The organism is Diaphorobacter sp. HDW4B, assembly GCF_011305535.1.
Lineage (GTDB): Bacteria > Pseudomonadota > Gammaproteobacteria > Burkholderiales > Burkholderiaceae_C > Diaphorobacter_A.
On sequence record NZ_CP049905.1, the window covers coordinates 488,555 to 513,338 of the forward strand.

A 24,784-nucleotide genomic window follows, 5' to 3' on the forward strand; every position below is an offset into this window, starting at 1 on the left:
TTTGACAAATCGGGCCATCAACCGGACGTTTCATGCATTCGTTCAATGCAACGGGAAATCCCTATGCGACCCAACCTGCATTCGCAAGGACATTTCATGCATGAGAGGCAAGGACGAAAAAGCAAGGTCAGCGCACCGCGCGACGCACGGCATCCCCAACTACGCCATGTATGGGGACAACGCTCCGGCGGGCGGCAGCAACATGTTCAACTTCGAGTGGATACCGGAACGCTCGCCGCTGTATGACTGGAAGATCGATCCGCACGAACACCAGTCGCTGATCCAGATTCTGATGATGACCCGGGGCGAAGGCGACGCCCTGCTGGAGCACGCTCATTGGTCACTTCGCGCACCTGCCTTGGTCGTGGTGCCCGCAGGCAATGTGCATGGTTTCGAGTTCACGCCGCAGGTCGATGGAGTCGTCGTCACCGCCGCGCAGAAGCCGCTCGAAGCCATGGCGCAGATCGTCATGCCAGAGCTGCTGAGCACCTTGCGAAAGCCACTGGCCATCAACCTGCCCGAGCACGGACGCACCACCGATGGACTGATGCCGGTGTTCCTGTCCATCGAACGCGAATGGCGACTTGCCGCAGCGGGACAGGTCGCGGCCGGGCTTTCGCTCATCACCTCATTGCTGGTGCAGATTGCGCGCTTGAACGAAACGCTGGAGCCCGCCGCCTGGCCCATGCACTCGCGCAAGTCGAGGCAGTTGGAAAAGTTCAGAGACCTGATCGACGAGCACATGCGCGAGCGCTGGAACGTGTCGCAATATGCGCAGCAACTCGGCATCACCGCCGGTCAGCTGACGCGGCTTTCACGCGAGAGCGTGGGCAAGTCCAGCAATGACATCATCAACGAGCGCGTCATCGTGGAAGCCCAGCGCGAGCTGATCTACACCAACTCCAGCATCAAGCAGATTGCCGATGGGCTGGGCTTCGAGGACGAAAGCTACTTTGGTCGATTCTTCCGCAAGCATGTCGGAATCAGCCCGCAGAACTATCGCGCGCAAGAGCTGGAGCGGCTCTCGCGCGCCTGAACCGTCAGATATTCACGCGAGACGCTCCGTTGCGATGAGCACCTCGCTGCGACGCGCGGCGCGCATATGCACGAAGATGCCCGCGATCACGATCACCAACGCGGCCGCGCCCGTGGACAGCACCAGTGGCCGGTATTGATCGACAAACAGCATCACCACCAACGCGACGATGATGAACGCGATCACGAGATAGGTGAGCCACGGAAACAGCCACATCTTCAGACGAATCTCGCGGCCTTCGGCTTCGAGCTTGCGGCGCATTTTCAATTGAGAGAACGCGACCACCAGATACACCAGCAAGGCGATCATGCCGGTGGTGTTCATCAGCATGTCGAGAATGTCGCGCGGGCACAGGGTTTCAAAGAAGTTCAGCACCGCGATGCCGACGGCGATCAGGCACGATGCGATGACCGCGTAGATAGGAGTGCCGTTGCGGCGCGTGAGTTGCAGGACTGCGGGTGCATCGCCACGCTTGGCGAGCGAGTACAGCATGCGCGAGCAGGTGTAGTGCGCGGAGATGAAGCAGCTGCTGACGGAGGTGAGCACCACGCCACTCATGATCCAGCGGGCGCCGGGAACGCCCAGCAATTCCAACGTGCGGCGATACGCGCCGTAGCCTGATTTGCCGAGCAACGGGTCGTTCCACGGCACGAGGCAGACGATCAGAAAAATCGAGCCGATGTAGAACAGACAGATGCGCCAGACCACCGAGTTGGTGGCGCGCACGATCTGCTCCGTGGGGTTCTGCGCTTCGGATGCGGCAATGGTGACGATCTCGGCACCCAGAAATGCGAACATCACACCGAGCAACGCAACGGCCAACGATTCAATGCCCTTGGGCATGAAGCCGCCATGCGCGGTGAGATTGGCAAAGCCGCTGCTCTCGCCCCACGGCCAGAGCTTGAAGATGGCGAGAGCGCCCAGCGCAATGAAGGCGGTGATGGCGATCACCTTGATGAGCGCGAACCAGAATTCGAACTCGCCGTAATTACGCACCTGCAGAAAGTTGATGACGATGAGCAGCCCCGTCATGAGTGCGGTGAACGCGTTGATGCTGACCATCGGAAACCAGTCGTGCAGGATCATGCCGGCGACGTAGGCCTCCCACGCCATGAGCAGCGTCCAGAACCACCAGTACAGCCAGCCGATGGTGAAGCCCGCCCAGCGACCAATGGCCTTCTCTGCATAGGTGGAGAACGAGCCGGTGTCGGGCGACGACGTAGCCATCTCGCCCAACATGCGCATGATGAGGATGACGAGCACGCCGCCCGCCAGATAGGCCAGCACGGTGGCCGGTCCGGCTTGCGCGATGACGCTGCCCGAGCCGACGAACAGCGCCGCGCCGATCACGCCGGCAATCGACATCATGGTGAGATGGCGGGTCTTGAGTGCGCTGCTCAGTGCGTTGTTGCCCGCAGCTTCGTGCGGGCGGGCGCTGGTGTCTGTGTGCATGTGAATGCCTCCCTCGTTGTTGTAGATCTGGAGCCTGCCTTTGATGGCTCTTGATGACTCTTGGTGACCCTTAATGACACTTGCGCGGACTGTCGCCATCGGGTGCATGGGTCTGTAGCGAACAGTCGGCCAACAAATGTAAAAACCGCCTGCGCCAGCGTCCATGCACAGATGTGGCGCAAGACGGCAGCACTGTGCTGTGCGTAGAGTCGCTACAGACAAACCCCGAGGCCGCTCTCCGGCTGCGCGATGCTGAACCTGACCCCCTCCTCTTCGACGCCGCTGGTCGCTCAGATCACCGAAGGCATTCGCTCGTTGATCGACGCTCGCTCGCTCAAGCCGGGCACCAAGCTGCCATCGATTCGCGCGTTTGCAGCTACGCATTCGGTGAGCGTGTTCACGGTGGTCGAGGCCTATAACCGCCTCGTCGCGCAAGGGCTGCTGAGCAATCAGCCGCATGCGGGCTTCTTCGTCAATCGCATCAGCACCAAGGCGCAGGACAAGCCCAGCGACGAGCGCCATCCCCCCGTGTTCGATGCGGACTGGTATCTGCAGCAGATCTTCGAGAACCGCGACTGGCCGCTCAAACCCGGCTGCGGCTGGCTGCCCGACGACTGGATGTTTGCCGACGGCGTGCGACGCGGCATGCGCAAGCTGGGCACCGAAGGCCTTTCGCTCAGCGGCTATGGCGAGCCCATGGGCCTGCGCGCGTTACGCCAGACGATTGCGCAGAACCTCGCGCAGGATCAACTCATCTCGGCCTGCAGCGATCAGGTGCTGCTCACCCACGGCGCAAGCCAAGGACTGGAGCTGGCCGCGCGCAGCCTGATCCAGCCGGGCGATGTGGTGCTGGTCGACGATCCCGGTTATCCCAATCTGATGCGCCTGCTGCGGTCGCTGGGCGCACGATTGATCGGCGTGTCGCGCACGCCCACGGGCTACGACATGCAGCAACTGCAGCACCTGCTCGAATCAGAAGTCCCATCGCTGCGCCCCAAAGCCTTCTTCACCCAACCGCGTCTGCAAAGCCCCACCTGCTCACGCGCGAGCCTCGCGCAGATGCACCAGCTTTTGAAATGGGCTGCGCAACATGACTTCATGCTGGTGGAAAACGACATCTATGCCGACATGGATGCCAGCCATCAGCCGTCACTGGCCAGCCTCGATCAGCTCGACCGCGTGATCTATCTGGGCAGCTTTTCCAAGACCGTGTCGGCCAATCTGCGCGTGGGTTATCTGCTTGCGCGCGAGGGCATCGTGCAGCGGCTCACGCAGCAGAAGATGCTCTCGGGCCTGACCAGCTCCGAGGTGGCCGAGCGGCTGGTCCACAACGTGATCACCGATGGACGCTGGCGCAAGCATCTGAAATCGCTGCGCGAGCGCTTGGCGACAACGCACGAAAAGGTCGCTGCACGATTGCAGGCGCTCGGCTTCGAGCTGTATTGCGAGCCGCGCGAAGGCATGTATCTGTGGGCGCGCCATCCACGCATTGCGGACAGCATGACGATGGTGGCTGCAGCGGCCGAGCAAGGCATTCTGCTGGGGTTGGGTCGATTGTTCGTCGTGGATGACAAGCCCACAAATTGGCTGCGCTTCAACGTGGCGTTCAGCGACGATGAGCGCTTGTGGCAATGGCTTGCGGCTTGGTGAGTGGTGTGATGAGCGGTTGAAGCGATCTGCTCCAGAATGTGCCGCACGATGCCCTTCGACGACCAACTGGCGACATAACCTGACAAGCCACGGCATGACACGCCCTCACACTGGGAAGGTGCATGGTTCATCGTCCGACTCGACCTGCGCGTCAATGATGGCCTCTGGCGTCGGCGACAGGAATGTTCCTATCCGTTGGGAAGTGTGGAGGGAACACATGGTCAGAATACAGTTGGAGTTGGACTTGGGATACGAGGTCCTGACGGACAACGCGGACTTCTTTTTCTTCATCCATGCCGCCAATACGGCACATCAGACGGTGCTGGCGGAAAACTTGGTCGTCACCTCCCCAACCGCCGTCTGGGAAATCATTCAGGACGGCGGACCGCCCGCACAGCGATGCCTGCGGGTGAATGCCGCGACGGGTCCGTTGCGCGTTCAATATTCGGCCACGGTGCAGATTCGGCATATTCTGGAAGAGCCGTCGCGCATCGCGGAGACACCCGTCCAGCAGTTGCCTCAGGAAGTGCTGCACTACATCTATCCAAGCCGTTACTGCCAATCGGATTTGCTGTCGAATTTTGCGACCCGCGAGTTCGGCAACATACAGTCGGGCTACTCGCGCGTGCTGGGCATCTGCGACTGGGTGGGTCAGCACGTGGAATATCGCTACAACAGCTCCAACTCGCAGACGTCCGCCTACGACACATTGGTCGAGCGTGTGGGCGTGTGCCGGGACTTTGCGCATCTGATGATCGCGATCTGCCGCGCGCTCAACATGCCCGCGCGCATCGTGACGGGAACCGACTACGGCGCTGACCACCGGCTGGGCCCACCGGACTTTCACGCCTATGTCGAGGTCTTTCTCGGCCATCGCTGGTATCTGTTCGACCCTTCGGGTGTCGCCATTCCCATGGGCATGGTGCGGTTGGCAACGGGACGAGATGCGGCCGATGTCGCCTTCGCCACCATCTTCGGCGGCGTCAGCTCCGAACAGCCGATCATCAAGGACTTCGCTGTCACCGATCCCTTCAACGAATGGGAATGGCCTTCTCACACATCGCTGGCCTTGTCCACCGACGAGATGTCACCGGCTCCGTTGCATCGCTGCTGACTCGACGCGAAGCCTCATGCAAGCGCCAACGCAAAAGCGCCCGCGTCGCTCCAATCGAGACGCGCTTCATCCCGCAGCTCGCAGACCATGACTTGCACTGGCAAGCAGACGGAGAGCACAACAGATTGTTCCGAAGGCGTTTTCGCGAGCCATGAACGTGCATGTTCTGCATTGCTTGAATCGCACTCCAACGACGACTGCACAAGATCGCCGCTTTGCTTGCGGCATTCCAGTCGGGGCAACAAGGCAAAGTCCACGCCGGTTCCAGCGCGTTTGAACCAGGCTTCTTTCAGACTCCACCATTGCATGAATTGCAGATGGCGCTGCTGCTCGTCGGCGATGGCATTCAACTGCTCGCGCTCTTGCGGCGTGCAAGCGAGTTCCGCCAGCTCATGCAACGCGCTGCGTGGCTTGCGTGCCAGCGCTTCGATATCGACGCCCACGGGCTGAGACGCGACAGCACAGGCGATGTAGCCATGGCTGTGTGAAAGGGAAAGATGGAGATCGCTGCGCACCGATTGCGGTGCCTGCCCTGCCGGGGCTTCCAACGGCCATTGCGTAATCTGCTCTGGATGGCCCGCCAGCAGCAGACGCAGCGCATATCGGCAGGCAATGAATTCTTCGCGACGGGCTGGCGACTGCATTTGCGCGAGCCGGTCGTTTTCCGATGCGGTCAGCCATGTCGCATAAAGAGAGCGCTCTGCAGCGCTCCACATGGCCGACTGAGTAGCTACCAACAGCCGAACTGTTCCGGCAGCCATCACCGCTCGCTCACTTGGTCTTGGCGTAGGTGCCCTTGAGTGCGACGCCGGTCATGATGTTGCCCGCGTGGCATTCGAAGTTGACCGGGTCCTTCACCGCATTGCGCTTGTAGAAGCTGTGCAGATCGACCACGGCATTCGCGCCCTTTTGCTTGGCCGAATCCTGGAAGGCGATCAGTGCCGACAGCGCGGCCCACTTGCAGGCGGTTTGGTCGTCCTTGCCCACACCGTTGGTCTTCTTGTTGGAAGTGTCTTCGCCCAGCTTGGCGCTGACTGCTGGCGTGCGCGCACCGGCCATGTAGAACTTCACGCTGCCGTCGAGCTTGCCGTCTGCCGTGCCCATCTGGATCACTTCCTCGATCGGCACCATCAGCGTGTCGTTGCGTGCCTGTGCGGCCGTCACAGCGCCCAGCGCCAGCAGCGCGACCATTGCAGTCTTCTTGATGCTCATCTGTCTTCTCCTTGGTTTTGGGTCTCCGACCCGTTGTTGATCGAACGATTGGAAGCCGTCCTCCGTCCGCTCTCGGCTTCTATGCTTTCCAGCGCTTGAAGATCAACGAGGTGTTGATGCCGCCAAACGCGAAATTGTTGCTCATCACCACGTCGGTGTTCACCGCACGCGGCTGATCGACGATGTAGTCGATGGCGGCGCAGCGCTCATCCACCTGCGTGAGATTGGCGTTCTGCGCGAACAGGCCGTCGTGCATCATCTCCAGCGTCATCCAGGCTTCGAGCGCGCCACAGGCACCCAGCGTGTGGCCCATGAAACCCTTGAGCGTGCTGACCGGAACGCGGTCGCCAAACATCTCGTATGTGGCCGCAGATTCGGCGATATCGCCCTGCTCCGTGGACGTGCCATGCGCATTCACGTAGCCGATGTCCGAAGGCGAAATGCCCGCGTCTTCGATGGCCAGTCGCATGGCCTCGGCCATGGTGGCCGAGTTGGGATGCGTGACATGCGTGCCGTCGCAGTTGGTGCCAAAGCCGATCAGCTCGGCAATGATGTTTGCGCCGCGTGCCTTGGCGTGCTCCAACTCTTCCAGCACGAAGGTGCATGCGCCCTCGCCCAACACCAGACCATCGCGTGCCGCATCGAACGGACGCGGCGTGAGTTCCGGAGTGTCGTTCTTCACGCTGGTGGCGAACAGCGTGTCGAACACCGCTGCCTGCGTGGCGTCCAGTTCTTCCGCGCCGCCTGCCAGCATCGCAATCTGCTTGCCGGTCTGGATCGCCTCGAACGCGTAACCAATGCCTTGGCTGCCGGAAGTGCAGGCGCTCGACGTGGTGATCACGCGGCCCGTAAGCCCCAGAAACACGCCGATGTTGACCGCAGCGGTATGCGACATCATCTTGATGTAGGTGTTGGCGTTGATGCCCTCGGTGGTCTTCTCGGCGATCATGCGGCCGAAGTCGCCGATGGCAGCAGGCGTTCCCGCCGACGAGCCATACGCCACGCCCATCTTGCCGCTCTTGACCAGCGGATCGCCGAGCAGGCCTGCATTCTCCAGCGCGATCTCGCTGGCGCGCGTGCCCATCAGCGCCACGCGGCCCATGCTGCGCATGGTCTTGCGGTTGTAGTGCGCGGGCAGTTCGAACTCGGGCACGGTGCAGCCCAGTTGCGTGTTCAGACCTTCGATGTCCTTCCACTCGTGCATGGTGCGAATCACGTTCTTGCCGCTGTGCAGTTGCGCACGCACCGTGGGCCAGTCATGGCCCAGCGGGCTCAGGGCACCGATGCCGGTCACCACGACGCGGCGTTTGTTCGACAAGGAACTCATCCCAGCATCCCTCCGTTGACTGAAATGACCTGGCGCGTCACATACGACGACTCCGGCCCCACGAGAAACGACACCGCGGCGGCCACTTCGTCCACCGTGCCCATGCGCCGCATCGGAATCAACTCCATCGCGTGCTCCAGCACTTCCTCGCTCACCATCTCGGTGTCGATCAGGCCGGGAGCCACGCAGTTGACGGTGATGTCGCGCTTGGCCAACTCGATCGCCAGCGACTTGGTCGCCGCGATCACGCCTGCCTTGGCCGCGCTGTAATTGGTCTGCCCGCGATTGCCCATCAGCGCGGACACCGACGCCAGCGTGACGATGCGCCCCGGCTTGCGCCTGCGCACCATCGGCATGACGACCGGGTGCAGCACGTTGTAGAACGCATCCAGATTGGTGTGCACCACGGCATCCCACTCCTCGCCGCTCATCGCGGGAAAAGCGTTGTCGCGCGCAATGCCCGCATTGCAGACCACGCCGTAGTAAGCGCCGTGCGCCTCCATGTCGGCTTCCAGCGCGGCACTGCTGGCAGCGCGATCGGCCACGTCGAACTGCAGCACGCGCGCGCTTCGTCCCATGGCCTCGATGGCGCGCGCCACTTCCTGCGCGTGCTCCACGCCGCTGCGGCAATGCACGACGATGTCATGGCCATCGCGCGCCAGTCGCAGCGCAATCGCCCGGCCTATGCCTCGGCTGGATCCGGTCACCAGAACGGTACCCTTGGTGGTCGATTCAGTCGTCATTCCTGTCTTCAGTTCTCTGTGTTCTGCAGCGACTGCACGTAGGCGCCGCCGTCCTCGGGTTCGTAGACCGAGATGCGCGCCGTGGCGCAGACCTCGTCCCTGGATCGAATTGTGCAATCAAACATGCCAAGCCCATTGTCACCCATGAGTTCGCATTGCACATGCACCGTCAGGAGCGCATCGGGTGAAAAAAAGTCAGCGCTTGCATCGAACTTGCGCGTGCCCAGCAAAAAGCCCAGCTTGACCTGCTGCCCCGCCTGCAAGGCCCGCCAGCCGGCCCACGCCGCCACGGTCTGGGCCATGTATTCCAGCCCGACCCATGCGGGCATTCCTTCGTCCTGCAGATACAGGCCATCGCGCGGCACGGTCACCTCGGCCACGGCGCTTTCCTCGTCCGCCGCCAGCAGCCGGTCGATCAGCAGCATCGCCCCGCGATGCGGCACGTAGTTCTCGATGGGCAAAAATTCCTGCATCACCAATTCGTCTGTCTTTTCTGTTCGTTGATCAGCCCGCCGCCAACAGCAAGGCACAGTTGCTTCCGCCAAAGGCAAAAGAGTTGCTGAGCACCGCCCGCGCATTGCAGCCCAGAGCCGATTGAGGCCCTGCGATGTTCAGCGCAGGCAAGGCCGCATCCGCCACCCCGTCCCACCAATGCGCGGGCAAGCGGCCTTGCGGATTGTCGTGCAGCACATGCCAGCAGATCGCGGCTTCGAGCGCACCGGCAGCGGCCAGCGCGTGGCCGGTCAGCGGCTTGGTGGAACTCACCGCAGCCGATGTGCCGAACAAGGCATGCACCGCCACGCTTTCCATCGCATCGTTGTGCGGCGTGGCCGTGCCGTGCAGATTCACATAATCGACCTGCGCAGCCTGCATGCCCGCACGATCCAGCGCCTGCTGCATGGCCGAGATCGCACCGCGACCGCTCGGATCGGGCGCGGACATATGGTGCGCGTCCTGGCTCTCGCCCCAGCCCGCAAGACGCACCGGCGCCTCATCGCGCGTCATCACGAAGAACGCTGCCGCTTCGCCCAGATTGATGCCATGGCGATGGGCAGACAGCGGATTGCAGCGCTCGGCGGACACCGCCTCCAGCGCGCTGAAACCCGCCACGGTGAACGGGCTCAGCGCGTCCACACCGCCCGCGATCACCGCATCCACCATGCCGCTGCGCAGCAGACGCGCACCGCTGGCCAAGGCTTTTGCGCCGGACGAACAAGCGGTGGACGTCGAATGCACCGGCCCCTTGATGCCCAGACTGCGGGCGAGAAACGAGGCCACATCGCCAAGCTCCTGCACCGTGTAATCAAAGCCCTGCGGAAACGCGCCCGTCTGGCGATGCATGGCAGCGGCGTGCGCGCCTTCATCCAGACCACCCGTGCTCGTGCCCACGATCAGCGCCACGCGCTCTGCACCAAAGCGCGAGAGCAATGCCTCGACCTGCGCACGCAGCGGCAGCATCGCCGCCCAAGCCAGCGCGTTGTTGCGCGAGCGTTGCGCAGGCAAAGCAAAGTCCAGTGCAGGCAAGTTCACCTCATCGGGCAGACAGCCCAACGCAAGCGCGCGACCCGGCGAATATTGCTCGGTCACACGCAGCGCCTTCGGGTCCACATCGGCAAACAACGCAGCGCGCATGTTCTCGGCGCTCGCACCCAAGGCGCTGATCGCAGATACCGCATTCAGATAGACCTGTTGCCCCGTTTCCATCATTGCCCTGCCTTGTTGCTGCACAGATCCGCGCCGCCGGGCGTGTCGATGCGCAGCGACCAATTGCCCTGCGGATAGACGATCTCCAGCGAATCCGCGTCGAGACGACGCACCTTCACACGCTCTGCGCCTGCATATTTCAGCACACGTTGCTGGGCAGATGCTTCGAGCGACCACTGCGCGGGCAGCGCCTTCATGATCGCAGCCTCGGGCCAGAACGCGAGTTGCACGTCGCTCAGCACCTGCTCGGGCTTGAGCACCGCAGGCCACCAGCGCGAAAGCTGCGGTTTGATCTCCGCGCCATCCCACTCCAGCGTGCCCACCATCTGGCCCAGATTCAGAATCGCCAGTTGCATGCTGCCGGAATCGATCTCCAACAAAGCATCCAGCTCCTTGGAAGACTGCCCCGGCGGCTGCACCGTCAAGCGCTGCTGCACCGATGCGGCACAGCCCAACGCGGCGGGCGGCAATGCCAACCAGGGCGAGCCGACCTGATCATCCGACGCGGTCTGAACCTTGGGGCTTGGCAGCGACGAGCAGCCCGCGAGCAGCAGGGCCGCGCCGACGCCTGCGACCGCAAGCGCAATTGCAATAGCACGTTGGGCGACAGTCTTCCCGCAGGTCACGCAACCGCCTCTTTGGCTTGCTGCTGGCACAGCTCACGCAGCACGTTCAGGCGGCGCTGCGGTTCGGCCACGTAGGGGTTGGCCTTGTCCCACGCATAGCCCGCGAGGATCGACGAGATCATGCGGCGGATTTCCGGGCTGTGGCGCTCGTGGAAGATCACGTCCTGGAAGCCGCCTTCATACCAGCCCGACACGAATGCGCGGAAGGTGTTGACACCCGCCTGCAGCGGCAGCGCGTAGTCGGCCTGCCAATCCACGGCCTCGCCCTTCCATGTACGCGCGATGCACTGCGCGGCCAGGCTGGCAGACTTCACGGCAATCGTCACGCCGCTGGAGAACACCGGATCGAGGAACTCACCCGCATTGCCGAGCAGCGCAAAATTCTTGCCCCACAGCGAAGTCACGTTGGCCGAATAGCCCGTCAGCGTGCGGCCCGGCGTGTCCCACACGGCGTTGCGCAGCACGTGCGAAAGCGAGGGCGTCTCGGCGATGATGGCGCGCAGGCGCTCGACTTCCGTGCCCTTGTATTGCGACAGATATTCGGGCGTGCCCACCACGCCTTGCGAACAGCGGCCGTTGGAGAACGGAATCGTCCAGAACCACACATCATGGTGCTCGGGATGCACGCTGATCAGAATCTTCTGACGGTCCATCTCATCCAGCGCAATGCGGTCCTCGATGTGCGTGAACAGCGCGCCGCGCACCGGGAAATCCGAAGGTCGCTCCAGATCCAGCATGCGCGGCAGAATGCGCGCAAAGCCGCTCGCATCCAGCAGATAGCGCGCGGTCACGGTGTACTCCTCGCCCTCTTCCGAGCGCACCTTCACCACCGGCTGCTCGCCCGACACATCGACGGCCGTCACCACATGGCGATAACGAATCTCCGCACCGGCCTTTTCGGCCGCGTCGGCCAACACCTTGTCGAAGTTGGCGCGCTGCACTTGATAAGTCGTGCCCCAGCCTTCAGAGAACTTGTCGCGAAAATCAAAGGCGGTCGTCACCTCGCCCTTGGCGAATGCCGCACCGTTCTTGTACTGAAAGCCCGCTTCCACCACATCCTGCAGCATGCCGGCTTCTTCGATGTACTGCATGCTCTGCGGCAGCAGGCTCTCACCGATCGAAAAACGCGGGAACGTTTCCTTCTCGATGATCAGCACCTTGCGACCCTGCTTGCGCAGCAGCCCGGCGGCCACGGCACCCGATGGGCCCGCACCGATGATCAAAATTTCCGTCTGTTCGACTTTCTGGTTGCTCTGGTTGCTCATGTCTACCCTCACTCTTTCTCTCTGACTTTGTTGGAATTGGGCGATGCATCGCCCTCTGTTGAATCGGAAGAATCCGTTGCCGGCATGCCCGACATGGTCGAGCCTCGCACCACCGGCTGACCCGAGGCTTGCAGATCATCAGGTCGAGCCGCGCGAAACAGCGGTGCCAGCAGCAGCACGATGGGCAGACCGAACATCAGCGTGACGCCGAACGCCCGCAGCGCAGGCGTCTGCGACAGGCCCAGCAAACCGAACGACAGCCACGTGCTGCCCGCGCCGATGACCACGGCCAGCCATGCCTGCGGATCGTCCTCGTGCTCCTGCAGATAGATGCCGTAGTCGATACCGACGCCCAGCAGCAGCATCAACGCCAGCACGTTGAACAACTGCCACGGCTCGCCCATCAGCGCCATGATGATGACCACCGCAAGACTGGCCAGCACCGTCGGCAACCACGCACGCCACGCGCTGCGACCAAAGCGAATGCACAGCGCCGCGAGCACCAGCACATGGCCCAGCGCAAGCAGTTCGGTCATCGAGATGCGATAACGCTTGAGCAGCCCGGAAATCTCCGCAGGCTTGTCCACCCAGGTCACGCCATTCAAACCTTCGGCAGCTGCAGACAGCGCAGGCAAAGCCGCCTGCCCGCGCACGCCGCGCAGCATCACCATGCTGCGGAATGCGCCGTCGCGCTCGCCCAACCACAGCGGACGCGCTGCGGCAGAAATGGGTTGCGCAAGCCATGCTTGCACGGTGAGTGAGCCCGCCATTTCATCGGCAGCAGCAGGCGCAAACGATTCGCCCAATTGCGCGTTCACGCCCTCCAGCACCACCTTGTTGGCGTGCTGCACCAGCGCCGCATTGCGCGCCTGCGTTTGCGCGGACGGAACCCAGTCCGACACCGCGCTGTAGCCCGTCAATTCCTTGTTCACGACCAGCGCATCCAGCCGTGCTTTCAGCGTTTCCTCGCGCTGCAGCACCTCTTCGGCATTCGCGCCCTTGACGAGATAGAACTGCGCGGGACTCGGCAAGCCCAGCATCTGCCCGACCTGCATTTGCTGCGCCACCAGACTGGGCGAGCTGTTCTGCAACTGCCGCACGTCGTCCATATTGTTCAGCACATGCCCCTTGGCTATCCACAGCAGCGCCACCGCGCACAAGCCCAGCGACCACGGCAACGCGGTGCGCCAACGCGGCCACCACGACAGCGTCTTGCCGATGCGCAGCGCCGCGCGGCTTTGCGGCATGCGGCCACGATCAAGCCATGGGAACCAGCAGATCACGGTCAGCATCGCGGCGGCCAGACCGACCACCGAAAACAGCGCCATCTGCCGCAACCCCGGAAACGCCGCCATGCCAAGCGCAACATACGCAATCGCGCTGGTGCCCAATGCCAGCCACAAGGCAGGCAAGAGGCCGCGCATCAACGCATGCGGCTTGCGATCCGGCGCGCCCTGACGCGACGCGAAATAGTGAATGCCATAGTCCTCCGCCACGCCCACCAGGCTCGCGCCGAACACCAACGTGAGCAGATGCACCTTGCCGAAAACAATGTCCGTCACGCTGAGCGCAACAGCGCAGCCGACCAGCAGCGACAAGCCCACCAGCAACACCGGGCGCAGTGAGCGAAATGCGATCCACGCCAGCACCAGCACGCCCGCGAGCGAGCCCCAGCCGATCACATTGATCTCGCCGCTCGCCTGCACCGCAGCGGCCTCGGCATGCAGCGGCACACCGGCCATGATGAGCTGCGCGTCGGGCGATTGCTTGCGCACTTCGGCCAGCGCGTGTGCCATTGCCGAGCCGATCACCGGGTTGCCCGACAGGCTGAACGCGGAACCATCGAGCACATACTGCAGCACGACCCACTGCTTGTCCTGCGCAGCCACCCACAGTTCGGAATCGCGCGGCCGCGCCTGACTTTGCGCCGCGCGCGCCGACCACCACTGCGTCCACAACCCGAGCGGATCGTTCACCCAATCCGTGAGCCGCGCCTGCGTGGCCGGTTGATAAAGATCCTGCAGCGCACGTTGCACCAGATTGGCATCGCTAGCCTTGACCAACTCGTCGCGCTGCTGCGTGGTGAGCAGATTCGCGCGCCACGGTTGGTAGAACGACAGTGCCGACTGCATCGACGATTCGCGCGCAATCGCCTCTTCTTTCAGATGCGCCGCAGTCTGCGTCTTGAGTGCCGCGCGGAAGGTCTGCGCTGCCGCTTTCGTCTCGTCCCATTGCGACGTGCCGAGCAGCACCACGATCTGGCGCTGCATCTGTTCGGAAAGCTGCTGCGTGGCAAGCGACACATCAGGTGCCTGCTCGTTCAGCGGCAACAGCGCGAGCACGTCGGTGTCGATGCGCCCCTGCTTCCAGAACTGGAACTGGTGCACGCACACCGCCAGCACCACCAGCACCCACGCCAACGCAGCGGTGCGCCAGAACGCGCCTGCGGGGCGATCTGCTTTGCTGGAATGTTCTGCTGCTGCGTGCGTCGTCATCGCGTGTTCTTCAACCCATCAATCCATCAACGAAACAGCGCCACATCGGCATCGCGCAAAGTCTGCTCCGCCGCTGCATCCTGAATGCGGATGATGCTGCTGTCACCGCGCGCTTCTTGCAACTTGACCTCGCGAACAAACGGCCCGCCTTGCAGATCGACCGAAGCCAACCACTGCGCCAGCATCGGGTCGCGGGGCACCAAGTGCATCTGCCAGCCACTCGCCTGCGCCTTGCCGGAGACCTCGAAGAACTGGCGCAATTGCACCAGATCAGCCGACATCACGGCAAACAGCATCGCGTTCACCGTGCGCAGCACCGGCTCGTCTTCCGCACGCATCTGCATGCTCACCTCGCCATCACCTCGGCGCGACTGCAGGCTGTCGGGCTTGACGATCAGCGTCGATTCAAACGGCTTGAGCACATGCCAGACGATGCCCTTCGACTTCACCACGACGAACTCGCCGGACGAGCGCAGCGGCTGCTTGAAGCCCTTGATGCTCTTTTCCTGCTCGAACTTGCCGCGCACCACCGGCGCATCCTTCAACTGCTGCTTGACCTTGTCGAGCAGGTCCTGTGTTGTCTGCTGAGATGCAGTTGCCACGGGCTTTTCGGCAAACGCCGCAGGCATGAAACCCAGCAGCGCGGCGCACAGAACGACAGTCTTCATGGCTCGACTCCCAGACGTTCCCACAGCACGGGCGGGCAGACAAAACGCATCTCGCGCGTTGCCATGTCCACCGCCACCTGAATCGTGTAGGCGGTGTTGATCTTCTGACCGGTCTCGGCATCGCTGATCACGTAGTCGATGCGCAAACGGTTTTCCCATTCGGTGATGGTCGAGCGGATCTTGAGCTTCTGACCGAAAGTCGCAGGACGCACATACTTCAAGCGCATGTCGACCACCGGCCAGCCAAAGCCCGACTCGCGCATGCGCGGGTAGTCGTAATCGAATTGGGCGAGCAGCGCGCTGCGGGCCACTTCGAGAAAGCGCACGTAGTTGCCGTGGTAGACGATCTCCATCACGTCGATGTCGTAGAACGCGGGCGTGACTTCGATCTCACAACTCAGGCGTTCGCGCGAGGCGAGTTCCTTTTCAGTCGACATACAGACTCCAGGCTTGCGCGCGAATGTCGATCAGCAGCTTCTGCAGATCCTTGTCGAGCGCACGGTCCACTTCGACCAATGCAACGCGATCCGAGAGATCTGCAATCCAGCCGCGCATCTCGTCGCCAATCGGCACATCGGGCTGAATGCGTTCACGCAGCGGAACGGCCTGCCGCGCGGCGATCAGCATGGCGGCGATGACCTGCTCGGTCAGTTCCAGCACGCGCAGCGCATCACGCGCAGCAATCGTGCCCATGCTCACCTTGTCCTGGTTGTGGCACTCGGTCGAACGCGAGAAGACCGACGCGGGCATGGTCTGCTTGAGCGCCTCCGCCGTCCACGCCGACGCGCTGATCTGCAGCGCCTTCAAGCCGTGGTTGATGGCCTGCGTCTTGCCTTGCGCGGCCGACAGATTCGATGGCAGGCCCTGGCTGTAGCGCGTGTCGACCAACAAAGCGAGCTGGCGATCCAGCAGATCGGCCACGTTGGCAATCGTGTTCTTGAGCGTGTCCATCGCCAGCGCGATGTGACCGCCGTAGAAATGCCCGCCATGCAGCACGCGCTCCTGATCGGGTTCGATCAGCGGGTTGTCGTTGGCCGAGTTCAACTCGCCTTCGATCAACTGGCGCAGAAACGGCAAGGCATCTTCCAGCACACCGATGACATGCGGCGCGCAACGCAGCGAGTAACGATCCTGCAGCCGGTGCGAATTGCGCAGCGGCGCCTCGGCCACCAGGTCGCTGCGAATGCGACCCGCTGCGCGTTGCTGGCCGACATGCGGCTTGGCGGCAAACAGCGTCTCATCAAAGTGATGCGCATTGCCCGCAATGCCCACCACATTGGCCGCCGTGATGCGGCAGGCCAGACGCGACACGTAGTCAGCGCGCTGCCAAGCGAGGCAGCCGAGCGCCGTCATCACCGCCGTGCCATTCATCAGCGCCAGGCCTTCCTTGGGGCGCAGACGCAGCGGCTCCACGCCGGTTTCCTTCAACGCCTGGACCGCAGAAACGATCTGCCCCTTCCACATCACATCGCGCTCGCCGCACAGCACGGCCGCGACGTAGGAAAGCGGTGTGAGATCACCGCTCGCACCCACCGAACCTTCGGCGGGAATGCAAGGCAGGATGTCGTTGACGATCAGATGTTCCAGTTGCTTGAGCAGCGCCCAGCTCACGCCCGAAAGCCCCCGGCTCAGCGATGCCAGACGGCATGCAAGCACGGCGCGCGTTTCCACTTCGGTGAGAAAACGCCCTGCGCCGCAGCCGTGATAAGCATAGAGATGGTGCGGCAGATCGGGGATCAGCTCGGGCGGAATTTCCACCGTGCACGAATCGCCATAACCCGTGGTCACGCCATACACCACGCCGTCTTCGCTGAGCAGCCGATCAAGAAAATCCGCACCGCGCTGAATGCGGCTGCGAAACGCCGGATCGGGCGAGAGCTGCACCTGGGCGCGCTGATGTGCAATCGCCGTGATCTGCTCGATCTGCAGCGTGCTGCCATCAAAAATGATGAGCGCCGGATTCGCGTTCTGTGTCATGCCTGTCATCTTCTAATGTTGTGCTGGATTCGCAGCGTCGCCGTCGCCGTCGCCGTCGCCGTCGCCGCTCGCATGGTTGGTCTGCGTCCAGAAAGGGAAAAAATTGAACCAGTCGAGCGGCGCAGCCACGAGCCGCTCTTCCACCGCACTGGCGAACTTGCCCGCATACTCGGCAATCGCCGCATCGCGCCGCGCGCGCGGCAGCACAACCTGCGAAGCCAACTCGGAGATGCGCAGCGCGTAACCTTTGCCATTCCCGTTGATGTTGTCTACATGCGTGCAAGTCATCAGAAACAGCGGGCATTTGAGCAGCGACGCAATCACATAAGGACCGCTGGGGAACGGTGCTTCGTGGCCAAGAAATGGAGCCGATGTGGTCTTGCTTTTCTGCACCGGAACGCGGTCGCCCGCAATCGCGATGAACTCGCCCTGCGCCACACGCTCGGACAGCATCATCGCAGTGGCCGCGTTGAAATCGGTGACCTGCAGAAAGCGCACCTTGTTGCCCGGCGAGAGGCGATCGAGCACACGGTTGAACTGCTCGGCATGCTTGGTGTGCACCAGCACATTCAGGCGCAGACCCTTGCGTTTTTCGGCCAGCGCCTGGCACAGTTCGATGCAGCCCATGTGCGCCGTGACGAACACCCCGCCCTGCCCGCGCGCGATGAGTTCGAGGATCGCCTCATGCCCGCTGATGTTCACGCGCGAAGCCGGGTAGCTGCCAGAGATCGCCAGCATCTTGTCGAGAATGACCTGCGCGAACATGCGAAAGTGCGCAAGGCTCTGTCGCCAGCCGGGTGTGGATTTCCACAGACCATGCGCGTCCTGCATACGCCGTAGATACTCGAGCGACGAGCGCCGCGCCATTGGGCGACTCAGCCAGTAATACGTGACCACCGGGTACAGGCACAGCAAAAACGGCCAGCGCCCCAGCACGCGATGCACCTGGAACAGCAACCACATGCCCGCCACGAACGTGCTCTCGCCGATCTGCGCCCAATGCGTGGGCGTGGCAGATTCGGCGGGCTTGTCGTCCGTGCCGTGCATGGAGGAATTCATGTGAGCGCCCCGCTGCGCTTGCAACCCGTGAGCTTGCGCGCCAGCAGAACCGGGCTGCGCAGCAACATGCCTGCAAACAGACGCGCGTGCATCTTCGAGATCAGCACGTTGTCGCGCAGCACGCGGAAATGCGAAAGTCCATCCTGCGGATAAGTGACGCGCGTGAACTGGTTGACGAAGGGCACGCCATGCCAGTGCATGCGCACGAGGATTTCGGGATCGAACTCCATGCGCTTGCCGATGTGGGCGCTGTCCACGGCACGCAGCGCATCGGCCAATGGGTAGACACGAAAGCCGCACATCGAATCGCGAATGTCGAGCGACAGCGTGTTGATCCACACCCACACATGCGTGGCATAGCGCCCATAGAAACGCGCCTTGGGCACGCTTTCGTCGTAGACCGGTGTGCCGCAGATCATCGCGTTTGGATGCTTGCGCGACGATTCCGCAAACGCGGGAATGTCGGCGGTCGCGTGCTGACCATCGGCATCGATCTGCACCGCATGCGTGAAACCGCGCTTTTGCGCGTGGCGCATGCCGGCGATCATCGCGCCGCCCTTGCCTTCGTTGACCAGCAGACGCAGCAGCTCGGCACGCGGTGCGTACTTCACCGCCAGTTCGTCGAGCACGCGCGCGCAATTCGCGTCGGAGCCGTCATCGACCATGATGCAGTCCATGCCCGAGGCAAGCACGCCGCGCAGCATGTCGTCCATGGTGTCGGGGTGGTTGTAGACCGGAATGATCGTGACGATGGAATGTGTGGTCGGATGGGATTGCTGCGCCATGTCTCATGCACCTTTGAGCAGACGACCGCTGGCATGCGCGCCGCGGCGAGAGGTGAATGCAAACTGGATCGCATCCTTTTCAATGATTCGCTTGAGCTGCACCTCGACGGTGTCGCCCGGCAGAATCGGCTGCTGGAACTTCACGACTTCGGCGCGCGCATACACGCCCGGAATGTCGAACGCCTGCCGCGCCAGCATCACAGCCCAATGCAATTGCGCCACGCCGGGAATCAGCTTGGCCTGCGGAAAATGGCCTTCGAGCACACGCAACGCAGGCACCACCTGCAACTGCACATGCGCCTCCAGTTCCGTGCGGCTCACCCATTGCAGCGCGGGCATCAGCGGATCGAACAAGGCCAGCAGACTCTGCTGCGTGATCTTGCTTTGCTCGTTCATCGGCATGCACACCACGTAGCGCCAACTGCGCGGCAAGGCCACACGCTCGACCACATCGGCCAGCCAGTCGCGCAACACCTGCCCCATGGTCTGACGCCCTTGGGCAAAGAGAGCTTGCCAACCGGCTTCGCTCAATTCCAGCACCATGCCAACCCGGGTCGGCAGATTCGCGCGCTCGATCAAAACAGCGCGTGCGAGCTTCACAAATTCGTGCGCCTGCAGACGCTGCTCCATGGCGGTGAGCGACACGCGCTTTTCCGCAATCTTCACGATGCGATCTGCACGGCCTTGCAGCACAAAGCTCGCACCGCCATTCAACGGTTCGGCGCGGTCCGCCGTTTCCCACCAATTCGCAGGATCGACCAGATGACCGGAGCGCACCGCCAGCAGACCACTGTCGTTCAGACGCACCTCGATGCCCGGCAGCGTCTGCCAGACATCGCCATGTTCGGCGCGGCGACGCCATGCAATGCCGCCGGTTTCGGAGCTTCCGAAGACTTCAGTCGGCGAATGGCCGAGCGTGGAAAGTGCCAGCTCAGAGCCTTGCGCAGCCAGCGGTCCGCCCGATGAGAACACCGCTTTCAGACGCGTGCGGGCATCGCCCCAAAGCAAGTGATCCGGCAAGCGGCTGAGCATCGCGGGACTTGAAATCAGCACGTTGTGCTCGGCCTGCGAAAGCTGCTGCAACACCTCTTCGGGATAGCGCGCAAACCGCGTGCCGATCTCGCGCCCAGCCGACAGTGGCCACAGCACGCGGAACAGCAGGCCGTAGATATGTTGATGCGACACCGTCGCCAACACCTGCAGCGAATCCGCAGCGACCACGCCGCCAAACGCACTGCCGAACGCGGCCTGCAAGGCATGTACTTCGGCATCAAGCTGCCGGACTTTCTTGACGATGCGCTCGGGCTTGCCGGTCGATCCGGAAGTGAACAGCACGAGCTGTGCCGAATGCATGTCGAATGGCGGCAGTGGCTGTTCTTCAAGCACGTCCAAAGCCGTCAAAGCACGTGGCAGCAAGCCCGCCGTCGCACTCACCGTAGGCAACAGTTGCTCCAGCGTCGAAGGCTGCACATCACTGAGCAGCACCGGCGTCTTGCCCGCATGCCAGGCGCCCCAGAGCGCAGCAGAAAAATCGAGCGCGTCTTCAAAATAGAACGCTACCTCGTCGCCCGACACACGCGCAAAAGCGGCATGCCAACCGCGCACCATGCGCACCCAGTCCGCATGCTGCAACGCGCGGCCATCCACGCTCGCCACCAGATGCTTGCCCGCACCTGCCGAGACCAATGCCACGTCAGCCAATGCAACGCCCTGCTTCAACTTGTCATTCCTTCATCTTGAGATTTCATTCGCTTCAATGCGCGGAAGTGCGGCGACGCACCTGCTGGCGCACGCACCACTCGATGCCCATCAGGCAGCCCATGAGCACGTAGGCGATCAGCCCGTTGTACAAGGCCCAGACAGCGTCGCTGCAGTACAGCGCGGTGAACGCGGCGGCGGCTCCGTTGAGCACGAAGAACACGCACCACACCTTGGTCACCTGCCGCGTGTAGGCCACGCCGGATGCGGGCAGATCGGGCTCCTGCAGACGCGCCAGCCGCTCGACCACCGAGGGCGGATGGAACAGGCTGTAGCCGAACACCGCCAGCATCACCACATTCACCCACACCGGGTAGAGCTTGACCATCAGCGCGTCCTGACTGAGCCACGCGGCCACGCCCAGAATGGCCGCGCCGCCCGCGACCAGCCACCAGAATCGCTGGCGCACAGCCAAGGCACGCGCCACGGCGAGACCCGTCAAAAGCAGCGCCAACCACTGCGGCGGCACCCGTCCGATCGCGGCATACACCACGAGCGGATAGAGCACCGTCAGCACGATCAAGGCCCATTTCACCCAATTGCGCATGGCCGAATTACCGACGTTCCTGATGGCGTTCGCGATCGATGATCAGCACTGCCGATCAGGCCGCTTGCGGGTCTTCGTTCACCAGCTTGTGGAGCGCATCCACCACGTCCTGCACGGTGCGCACTGACTTGAATGCCTCGGCATTCAGGCGCTTGCCGACCAGCGGCTTGAGCTGCACGATCAGGTCCACCGCATCGATGCTGTCGATGTCCAGATCGTCGTAGAGCTTTGCCTCGGGCGTGACGCGCGCGGCCTCGATGCTGAAGTTCTCGTCCAGGATGCGGACGATGTGCTCAAAGATTTCCTGCTTGTTCATGGCCGTATCCAATGAGAAAGAGTGAATGGTGTGGGGTGCAACGAGCCAACCTCACTGCGCGCGATGACCGGCGACGAAGGCCACCAGCGCGTTGACGCTGCTGAAGTGCTGGCGCGTCTGCTCGGAATCGGCGGACATGCTCACACCGTATTTCTTCTGCAGCGCAAGGCCCAGTTCCAGCGCGTCGATGGAGTCCAGCCCCAGACCATCCACAAACAGTGGCTGGGTGGAGTCGATGTCCTGCGGAGCGATGTCTTCGAGCGCGAGCGAAGAGATAATGAGCTCCTTGATTTCCTGTTCAAGCTGAAGCACGTGAAGGTCCTCTGAAAAGATGGTCGGACAGATAGTCCGTGACTTGGCGCGCGGCCAGCGACTCATTGCCGGCAGCCACGCAGAATTCTTCGATGTCGATGTCCTCGCGGACCTCGAAAATGAAATGGGGTTTGCGCGCAGGCACCTTCCACCATGGACGGCCCTTGGGCAGCATCGGCAAGCTGGTATGGATGTGCACCGGCGTGATGTTCACCCGCCCCTTCACGGCAACATGCGCCGCACCGCGCTGCAGCTTCACTTCGCCCACCAGCGGCGTGCGTGTGCCTTCGGGGAAGATGATCAGATTGTTGCCCTCGGCCAGCGAGCGGTTGCAGTCCTCGACCAGTTGCGCGCCACCGCTGTTGCAGATGAACCCCGCCGCATGGATCGGCCCGCGCGTGAATGGGTTACGCAACAGCGACGCCTTCACGATGCAGTCGGCGCGCGGAATCAGCGAGATCAGAAACACCACGTCGATGAGCGACGGATGGTTGGCCAGAATCAGCAGGCCCTTGCGATCGAGTCGCTCCAGATGGCGCACCTCATATGAGATCACGCCCACAAAATTCATCAGCCCCACAAAGAAACGAAAGCTGTGATGGATCACCGCCTGCGCCGCGCTCTTGCGCCGCTCCGCATCGCGCGTGAACAACAGCAGCAAGGGATAGACGACCAGTCGAATGAACAACCCGCCCAGGCCAAACATGGCAAAGCAGAACCCGGTGGCGACCACGCGCCAGCAGCGATTCAGACGCTCAAGCATGAAGTCGCTCCCAAACCCAAGCACCGCCCTCACCACCATCACTGCGCTGTTGCGTCAAGCGGGACTGATCCGCATTGAGCAGAAACTGCAGCACTTGCAGACCATGCGGCAATGCGGCTGATTCGTTGGGTTGCGCACTGTCCGCCAATGCAGACAGGGCAAAGCTCGGCAAGCCCTCCGTCTTCTGCGTGAGCAGCGCAGCCCACGCGAATTCGGCGGCAGGCGATTCGGTGAAGCTTGCATATTCGCCTTGCAAAGGCTCGTCGTAGCAGACCAGCATCACATCGGAAGCGCCATCGCCGAGCAGGCCCATGGCCTCGACCACGCCCGCCTCGGGCACACTGCTGGAAGATGCCACGCAGATCGCGTTGGCCACCATGCCGCGCAGAATCGAATGCTGCGCACCCACACCGTTGTGCACCGAAAGACCAAAGGCCGTAGGAGAAAGCAGCTCGCCAGCGACTTGCGAGCGCAGCAGTGCGAGCGATTTTTCAGCATCGCCATAGCGCGACGCCCAGACCACGGGCAGATCCATCAACTGCTCCTGCTGCAACACGTCATCGGCCACCAGCACCGCCATCTTGGCCAGACGCCCCAGACGGCGGCGTGCCATCGCCGGCACATGGGAAAGATCAAGCGCCAACTCGCCCGCAGGAACAGATGGCGAAGGCGACGCAGCCCAACGCTGCCATTCGGCGTGCTCGCGCAATCCGCAGGCCACAGCAGAGCTGGCCCGAATGGAAAACTCGACTCTCACCCCAGCTCCACCATCATCTGTTAGATCATTGTTGTATGCCCCGGGCGCAGCTTGATCTGCACCCGAGCACTCCACACCTTCCGGCCCGCTCCGTTTCATCTCGTCAGCCAGCACGCACTCTGTACGCAAACCGCTGCAATGCAGCATTTGCGCACTGCAACCAACCGACTATTCAGGAGCAACCGCGATTATGCACGGCTATACAAACGGAAAACTCCGGACGGGAAGGCCCTCTCATTGCTTCAAATTGTACTTTACGAAACAAGAACGAAAAATCTCCACCTTTGCGGCATCAAAAATGCCATTCCGTGGTGAAAAATCCATTCATGTCAATGACTTACGGATTATCAAAAATCCCAAGCATTTTGCTTTCATCACACTGACGACCGAACCTGGATTGTGAACTCGGGTAAATAACTGGGTAAGCACTTATCTGCATCCCATACTGGAACAAACCAGCCCCGAAAACAAATCAGCCCAAAGCAACGCGCGAACGTCGCTTCGGGCCTGCAGCCGTTGAGGGATCGCCAGATCGATCAGTGCTCGTACACCTGCTCCCAGCTCAGGAAGCCCTTGACCTCGATGGGATTGCCGCACGGATCGCGGAAGAACATCGTCCACTGCTCGCCCGGCTCGCCCTCGAAACGCACCTGCGGCTCCAGCACGAACTGGGTGTTCGCCGCCTTCAGGCGCTCGGCCAACTTGAGCCAATCAGGCTTGAGCAGCACCAGTCCCAGATGCGGCATGGGCACCATGTGAACGCCCACGCGCCCGGTGTTCGTCACCGGAAACGGCTCGCCCAGATGCAGCGAAAGCTGGTGGCCAAAGAAGTTGAAATCCACCCACGTGTCCGTGCTGCGCCCTTCCGCGCAACCCAGCACATCGCGATAGAACTTGCGAGCCTCTTCGAGGTCGGTGACGTGATAAGCGAGGTGAAAAAGACTTTGCATAGTGGTGCGAAGATAACACCGAAAATGGTATACCAAATCCCTTAATGCGGAATACCGGCTTATCGCCTAAACGATGATGCACAACGTGAGGCAATGCACTCGAAGCACCAATCCCAGCGCAGCCTCAAGCACTCGATATGTGATTCCGGACACGACGCAAGCCTGAGTGAAGCCAAGTCCTCCTCCAAGCTGCTGGACACTTGAACAATCACAAGCTCGAACGAACCCACAAAAGAAAACGGACCTCATCTTTTGGATGAAGTCCGTT

General features: G+C 62.2%; 25 protein-coding genes. 3 read left to right on the forward strand and 22 right to left on the reverse strand.

Annotation, left to right across the window (positions count from 1 at the left end; genetic code table 11):
• The first annotated feature begins 100 nt into the window (after positions 1-100).
• Positions 101-1,036: a helix-turn-helix domain-containing protein gene (locus tag G7048_RS02290; RefSeq protein WP_166066600.1), complete on the forward strand. Its 936-nt coding sequence runs from the start codon at positions 101-103 to the stop codon at positions 1,034-1,036.
• Positions 1,037-1,048: 12 nt separating this feature from the next.
• Here G7048_RS02290 and G7048_RS02295 read toward each other — a convergent pair whose 3' ends face one another.
• Positions 1,049-2,488, reverse strand: coding sequence for an amino acid permease (locus G7048_RS02295; protein ID WP_166066601.1), 1,440 nt, complete (start codon positions 2,486-2,488; stop codon positions 1,049-1,051).
• Between the two features lie 249 nt (positions 2,489-2,737).
• On the opposite strand from G7048_RS02295, the gene G7048_RS02300 reads away from it, so the two are divergent.
• Together G7048_RS02300 and G7048_RS02305 are read left to right on the forward strand one after the other, a co-directional pair.
• Positions 2,738-4,138, forward strand: a complete 1,401-nt coding sequence (locus G7048_RS02300; protein ID WP_166066602.1) for a PLP-dependent aminotransferase family protein — start codon at positions 2,738-2,740, stop codon at positions 4,136-4,138.
• A gap of 217 nt (positions 4,139-4,355) precedes the next feature.
• Positions 4,356-5,252, forward strand: a complete 897-nt coding sequence (locus G7048_RS02305; protein WP_166066603.1) for a transglutaminase family protein — start codon at positions 4,356-4,358, stop codon at positions 5,250-5,252.
• 14 nt (positions 5,253-5,266) lie between these two features.
• On the opposite strand, the gene G7048_RS02310 is transcribed toward G7048_RS02305, so the two are convergent.
• The 21 genes from G7048_RS02310 to G7048_RS02410 all read right to left on the reverse strand — a co-directional run bounded on the left by G7048_RS02310 (position 5,267) and on the right by G7048_RS02410 (position 24,516).
• A complete protein-coding gene (locus tag G7048_RS02310; RefSeq protein WP_166066604.1) occupies positions 5,267-6,013 on the reverse strand; it encodes a 4'-phosphopantetheinyl transferase superfamily protein in 747 nt (248 codons plus the stop codon).
• Positions 6,014-6,023: 10 nt separating this feature from the next.
• Complete coding sequence (locus tag G7048_RS02315) at positions 6,024-6,464, reverse strand: excinuclease ATPase subunit (protein WP_166066605.1); 441 nt, start codon at positions 6,462-6,464, stop codon at positions 6,024-6,026.
• A gap of 79 nt (positions 6,465-6,543) precedes the next feature.
• Positions 6,544-7,791 carry a beta-ketoacyl-ACP synthase gene (locus G7048_RS02320; protein ID WP_166066606.1) on the reverse strand — a complete coding sequence of 416 codons (1,248 nt, stop codon included), beginning with the start codon at positions 7,789-7,791 and terminating at the stop codon, positions 6,544-6,546.
• Positions 7,788-8,534: a 3-oxoacyl-ACP reductase FabG gene (gene fabG, locus G7048_RS02325; RefSeq protein WP_166066607.1), complete on the reverse strand. Its 747-nt coding sequence runs from the start codon at positions 8,532-8,534 to the stop codon at positions 7,788-7,790. The genes G7048_RS02320 and fabG overlap by 4 nt, the downstream gene beginning before the upstream one ends.
• Positions 8,535-8,542: 8 nt before the next feature.
• A complete protein-coding gene (locus G7048_RS02330) occupies positions 8,543-9,007 on the reverse strand; it encodes a hotdog family protein (protein WP_166066608.1) in 465 nt (154 codons plus the stop codon).
• A gap of 31 nt (positions 9,008-9,038) precedes the next feature.
• Positions 9,039-10,238, reverse strand: coding sequence for a beta-ketoacyl-ACP synthase (locus G7048_RS02335; protein WP_166066609.1), 1,200 nt, complete (start codon positions 10,236-10,238; stop codon positions 9,039-9,041).
• Positions 10,238-10,864, reverse strand: coding sequence for a DUF3261 domain-containing protein (locus tag G7048_RS02340; protein ID WP_166066610.1), 627 nt, complete (start codon positions 10,862-10,864; stop codon positions 10,238-10,240). Before G7048_RS02340 ends, G7048_RS02335 begins: the two co-directional genes overlap by 1 nt.
• Entirely contained in the window at positions 10,861-12,129 is a 1,269-nt protein-coding gene (locus tag G7048_RS02345; protein ID WP_166066611.1) for an NAD(P)/FAD-dependent oxidoreductase, read from the reverse strand. The genes G7048_RS02340 and G7048_RS02345 overlap by 4 nt, the downstream gene beginning before the upstream one ends.
• 8 nt (positions 12,130-12,137) lie before the next feature.
• Positions 12,138-14,624, reverse strand: a complete 2,487-nt coding sequence (locus G7048_RS02350; RefSeq protein ID WP_166066612.1) for an MMPL family transporter — start codon at positions 14,622-14,624, stop codon at positions 12,138-12,140.
• A 26-nt stretch (positions 14,625-14,650) separates the two neighbouring features.
• The gene (locus tag G7048_RS02355) at positions 14,651-15,292 is read right to left on the reverse strand and encodes an outer membrane lipoprotein carrier protein LolA (protein ID WP_166066613.1); all 642 of its coding nucleotides are present in this window, start codon (positions 15,290-15,292) and stop codon (positions 14,651-14,653) included.
• Entirely contained in the window at positions 15,289-15,729 is a 441-nt protein-coding gene (locus G7048_RS02360) for a thioesterase family protein (RefSeq protein WP_166066614.1), read from the reverse strand. The genes G7048_RS02355 and G7048_RS02360 overlap by 4 nt, the downstream gene beginning before the upstream one ends.
• Positions 15,719-17,278, reverse strand: coding sequence for a histidine ammonia-lyase (gene hutH, locus G7048_RS02365; protein ID WP_205750326.1), 1,560 nt, complete (start codon positions 17,276-17,278; stop codon positions 15,719-15,721). The genes G7048_RS02360 and hutH overlap by 11 nt, the downstream gene beginning before the upstream one ends.
• A gap of 3 nt (positions 17,279-17,281) precedes the next feature.
• The gene (locus G7048_RS02370) at positions 17,282-18,328 is read right to left on the reverse strand and encodes an acyltransferase (protein WP_205750327.1); all 1,047 of its coding nucleotides are present in this window, start codon (positions 18,326-18,328) and stop codon (positions 17,282-17,284) included.
• Entirely contained in the window at positions 18,325-19,113 is a 789-nt protein-coding gene (locus tag G7048_RS02375) for a glycosyltransferase family 2 protein (protein ID WP_166066617.1), read from the reverse strand. The genes G7048_RS02370 and G7048_RS02375 overlap by 4 nt, the downstream gene beginning before the upstream one ends.
• A 3-nt stretch (positions 19,114-19,116) precedes the next feature.
• Complete coding sequence (locus G7048_RS02380; RefSeq protein ID WP_166066618.1) at positions 19,117-20,832, reverse strand: AMP-binding protein; 1,716 nt, start codon at positions 20,830-20,832, stop codon at positions 19,117-19,119.
• Between the two features lie 34 nt (positions 20,833-20,866).
• Positions 20,867-21,418 carry a hypothetical protein gene (locus G7048_RS02385; RefSeq protein ID WP_166066619.1) on the reverse strand — a complete coding sequence of 184 codons (552 nt, stop codon included), beginning with the start codon at positions 21,416-21,418 and terminating at the stop codon, positions 20,867-20,869.
• Between the two features lie 55 nt (positions 21,419-21,473).
• Complete coding sequence (locus G7048_RS02390; protein WP_166066620.1) at positions 21,474-21,734, reverse strand: acyl carrier protein; 261 nt, start codon at positions 21,732-21,734, stop codon at positions 21,474-21,476.
• 51 nt (positions 21,735-21,785) lie between these two features.
• Positions 21,786-22,046, reverse strand: coding sequence for a phosphopantetheine-binding protein (locus tag G7048_RS02395; RefSeq protein WP_166066621.1), 261 nt, complete (start codon positions 22,044-22,046; stop codon positions 21,786-21,788).
• Positions 22,033-22,809, reverse strand: coding sequence for a 1-acyl-sn-glycerol-3-phosphate acyltransferase (locus G7048_RS02400; RefSeq protein WP_166066622.1), 777 nt, complete (start codon positions 22,807-22,809; stop codon positions 22,033-22,035). Before G7048_RS02400 ends, G7048_RS02395 begins: the two co-directional genes overlap by 14 nt.
• Entirely contained in the window at positions 22,802-23,566 is a 765-nt protein-coding gene (locus G7048_RS02405; protein ID WP_166066623.1) for a beta-ketoacyl synthase chain length factor, read from the reverse strand. The genes G7048_RS02400 and G7048_RS02405 overlap by 8 nt, the downstream gene beginning before the upstream one ends.
• A 536-nt stretch (positions 23,567-24,102) precedes the next feature.
• Positions 24,103-24,516 (reverse strand): VOC family protein, encoded by a 414-nt coding sequence (locus tag G7048_RS02410; protein WP_166066624.1) that lies wholly within the window; start codon positions 24,514-24,516, stop codon positions 24,103-24,105.
• Between the last annotated feature and the right edge of the window lie 268 nt (positions 24,517-24,784).

Coding starts and splice junctions, on each gene's coding strand:
- fabG (WP_166066607.1), bottom strand. CDS start 8,534: ATGACGACTGAATCGACCACCAAGGGTACCGTTCTGGTGACCGGATCC.
- G7048_RS02410 (WP_166066624.1), bottom strand. CDS start 24,516: ATGCAAAGTCTTTTTCACCTCGCTTATCACGTCACCGACCTCGAAGAG.
- G7048_RS02305 (WP_166066603.1), top strand. CDS start 4,356: ATGGTCAGAATACAGTTGGAGTTGGACTTGGGATACGAGGTCCTGACG.
- G7048_RS02315 (WP_166066605.1), bottom strand. CDS start 6,464: ATGAGCATCAAGAAGACTGCAATGGTCGCGCTGCTGGCGCTGGGCGCT.
- G7048_RS02335 (WP_166066609.1), bottom strand. CDS start 10,238: ATGGAAACGGGGCAACAGGTCTATCTGAATGCGGTATCTGCGATCAGC.
- G7048_RS02385 (WP_166066619.1), bottom strand. CDS start 21,418: ATGCGCAATTGGGTGAAATGGGCCTTGATCGTGCTGACGGTGCTCTAT.
- hutH (WP_205750326.1), bottom strand. CDS start 17,278: ATGACAGGCATGACACAGAACGCGAATCCGGCGCTCATCATTTTTGAT.
- G7048_RS02330 (WP_166066608.1), bottom strand. CDS start 9,007: ATGCAGGAATTTTTGCCCATCGAGAACTACGTGCCGCATCGCGGGGCG.
- G7048_RS02320 (WP_166066606.1), bottom strand. CDS start 7,791: ATGAGTTCCTTGTCGAACAAACGCCGCGTCGTGGTGACCGGCATCGGT.
- G7048_RS02355 (WP_166066613.1), bottom strand. CDS start 15,292: ATGAAGACTGTCGTTCTGTGCGCCGCGCTGCTGGGTTTCATGCCTGCG.
- G7048_RS02370 (WP_205750327.1), bottom strand. CDS start 18,328: ATGAATTCCTCCATGCACGGCACGGACGACAAGCCCGCCGAATCTGCC.
- G7048_RS02295 (WP_166066601.1), bottom strand. CDS start 2,488: ATGCACACAGACACCAGCGCCCGCCCGCACGAAGCTGCGGGCAACAAC.
- G7048_RS02400 (WP_166066622.1), bottom strand. CDS start 22,809: ATGCTTGAGCGTCTGAATCGCTGCTGGCGCGTGGTCGCCACCGGGTTC.
- G7048_RS02360 (WP_166066614.1), bottom strand. CDS start 15,729: ATGTCGACTGAAAAGGAACTCGCCTCGCGCGAACGCCTGAGTTGTGAG.
- G7048_RS02345 (WP_166066611.1), bottom strand. CDS start 12,129: ATGAGCAACCAGAGCAACCAGAAAGTCGAACAGACGGAAATTTTGATC.
- G7048_RS02390 (WP_166066620.1), bottom strand. CDS start 21,734: ATGAACAAGCAGGAAATCTTTGAGCACATCGTCCGCATCCTGGACGAG.
- G7048_RS02350 (WP_166066612.1), bottom strand. CDS start 14,624: ATGACGACGCACGCAGCAGCAGAACATTCCAGCAAAGCAGATCGCCCC.
- G7048_RS02375 (WP_166066617.1), bottom strand. CDS start 19,113: ATGGCGCAGCAATCCCATCCGACCACACATTCCATCGTCACGATCATT.
- G7048_RS02290 (WP_166066600.1), top strand. CDS start 101: ATGAGAGGCAAGGACGAAAAAGCAAGGTCAGCGCACCGCGCGACGCAC.
- G7048_RS02300 (WP_166066602.1), top strand. CDS start 2,738: ATGCTGAACCTGACCCCCTCCTCTTCGACGCCGCTGGTCGCTCAGATC.
- G7048_RS02310 (WP_166066604.1), bottom strand. CDS start 6,013: ATGGCTGCCGGAACAGTTCGGCTGTTGGTAGCTACTCAGTCGGCCATG.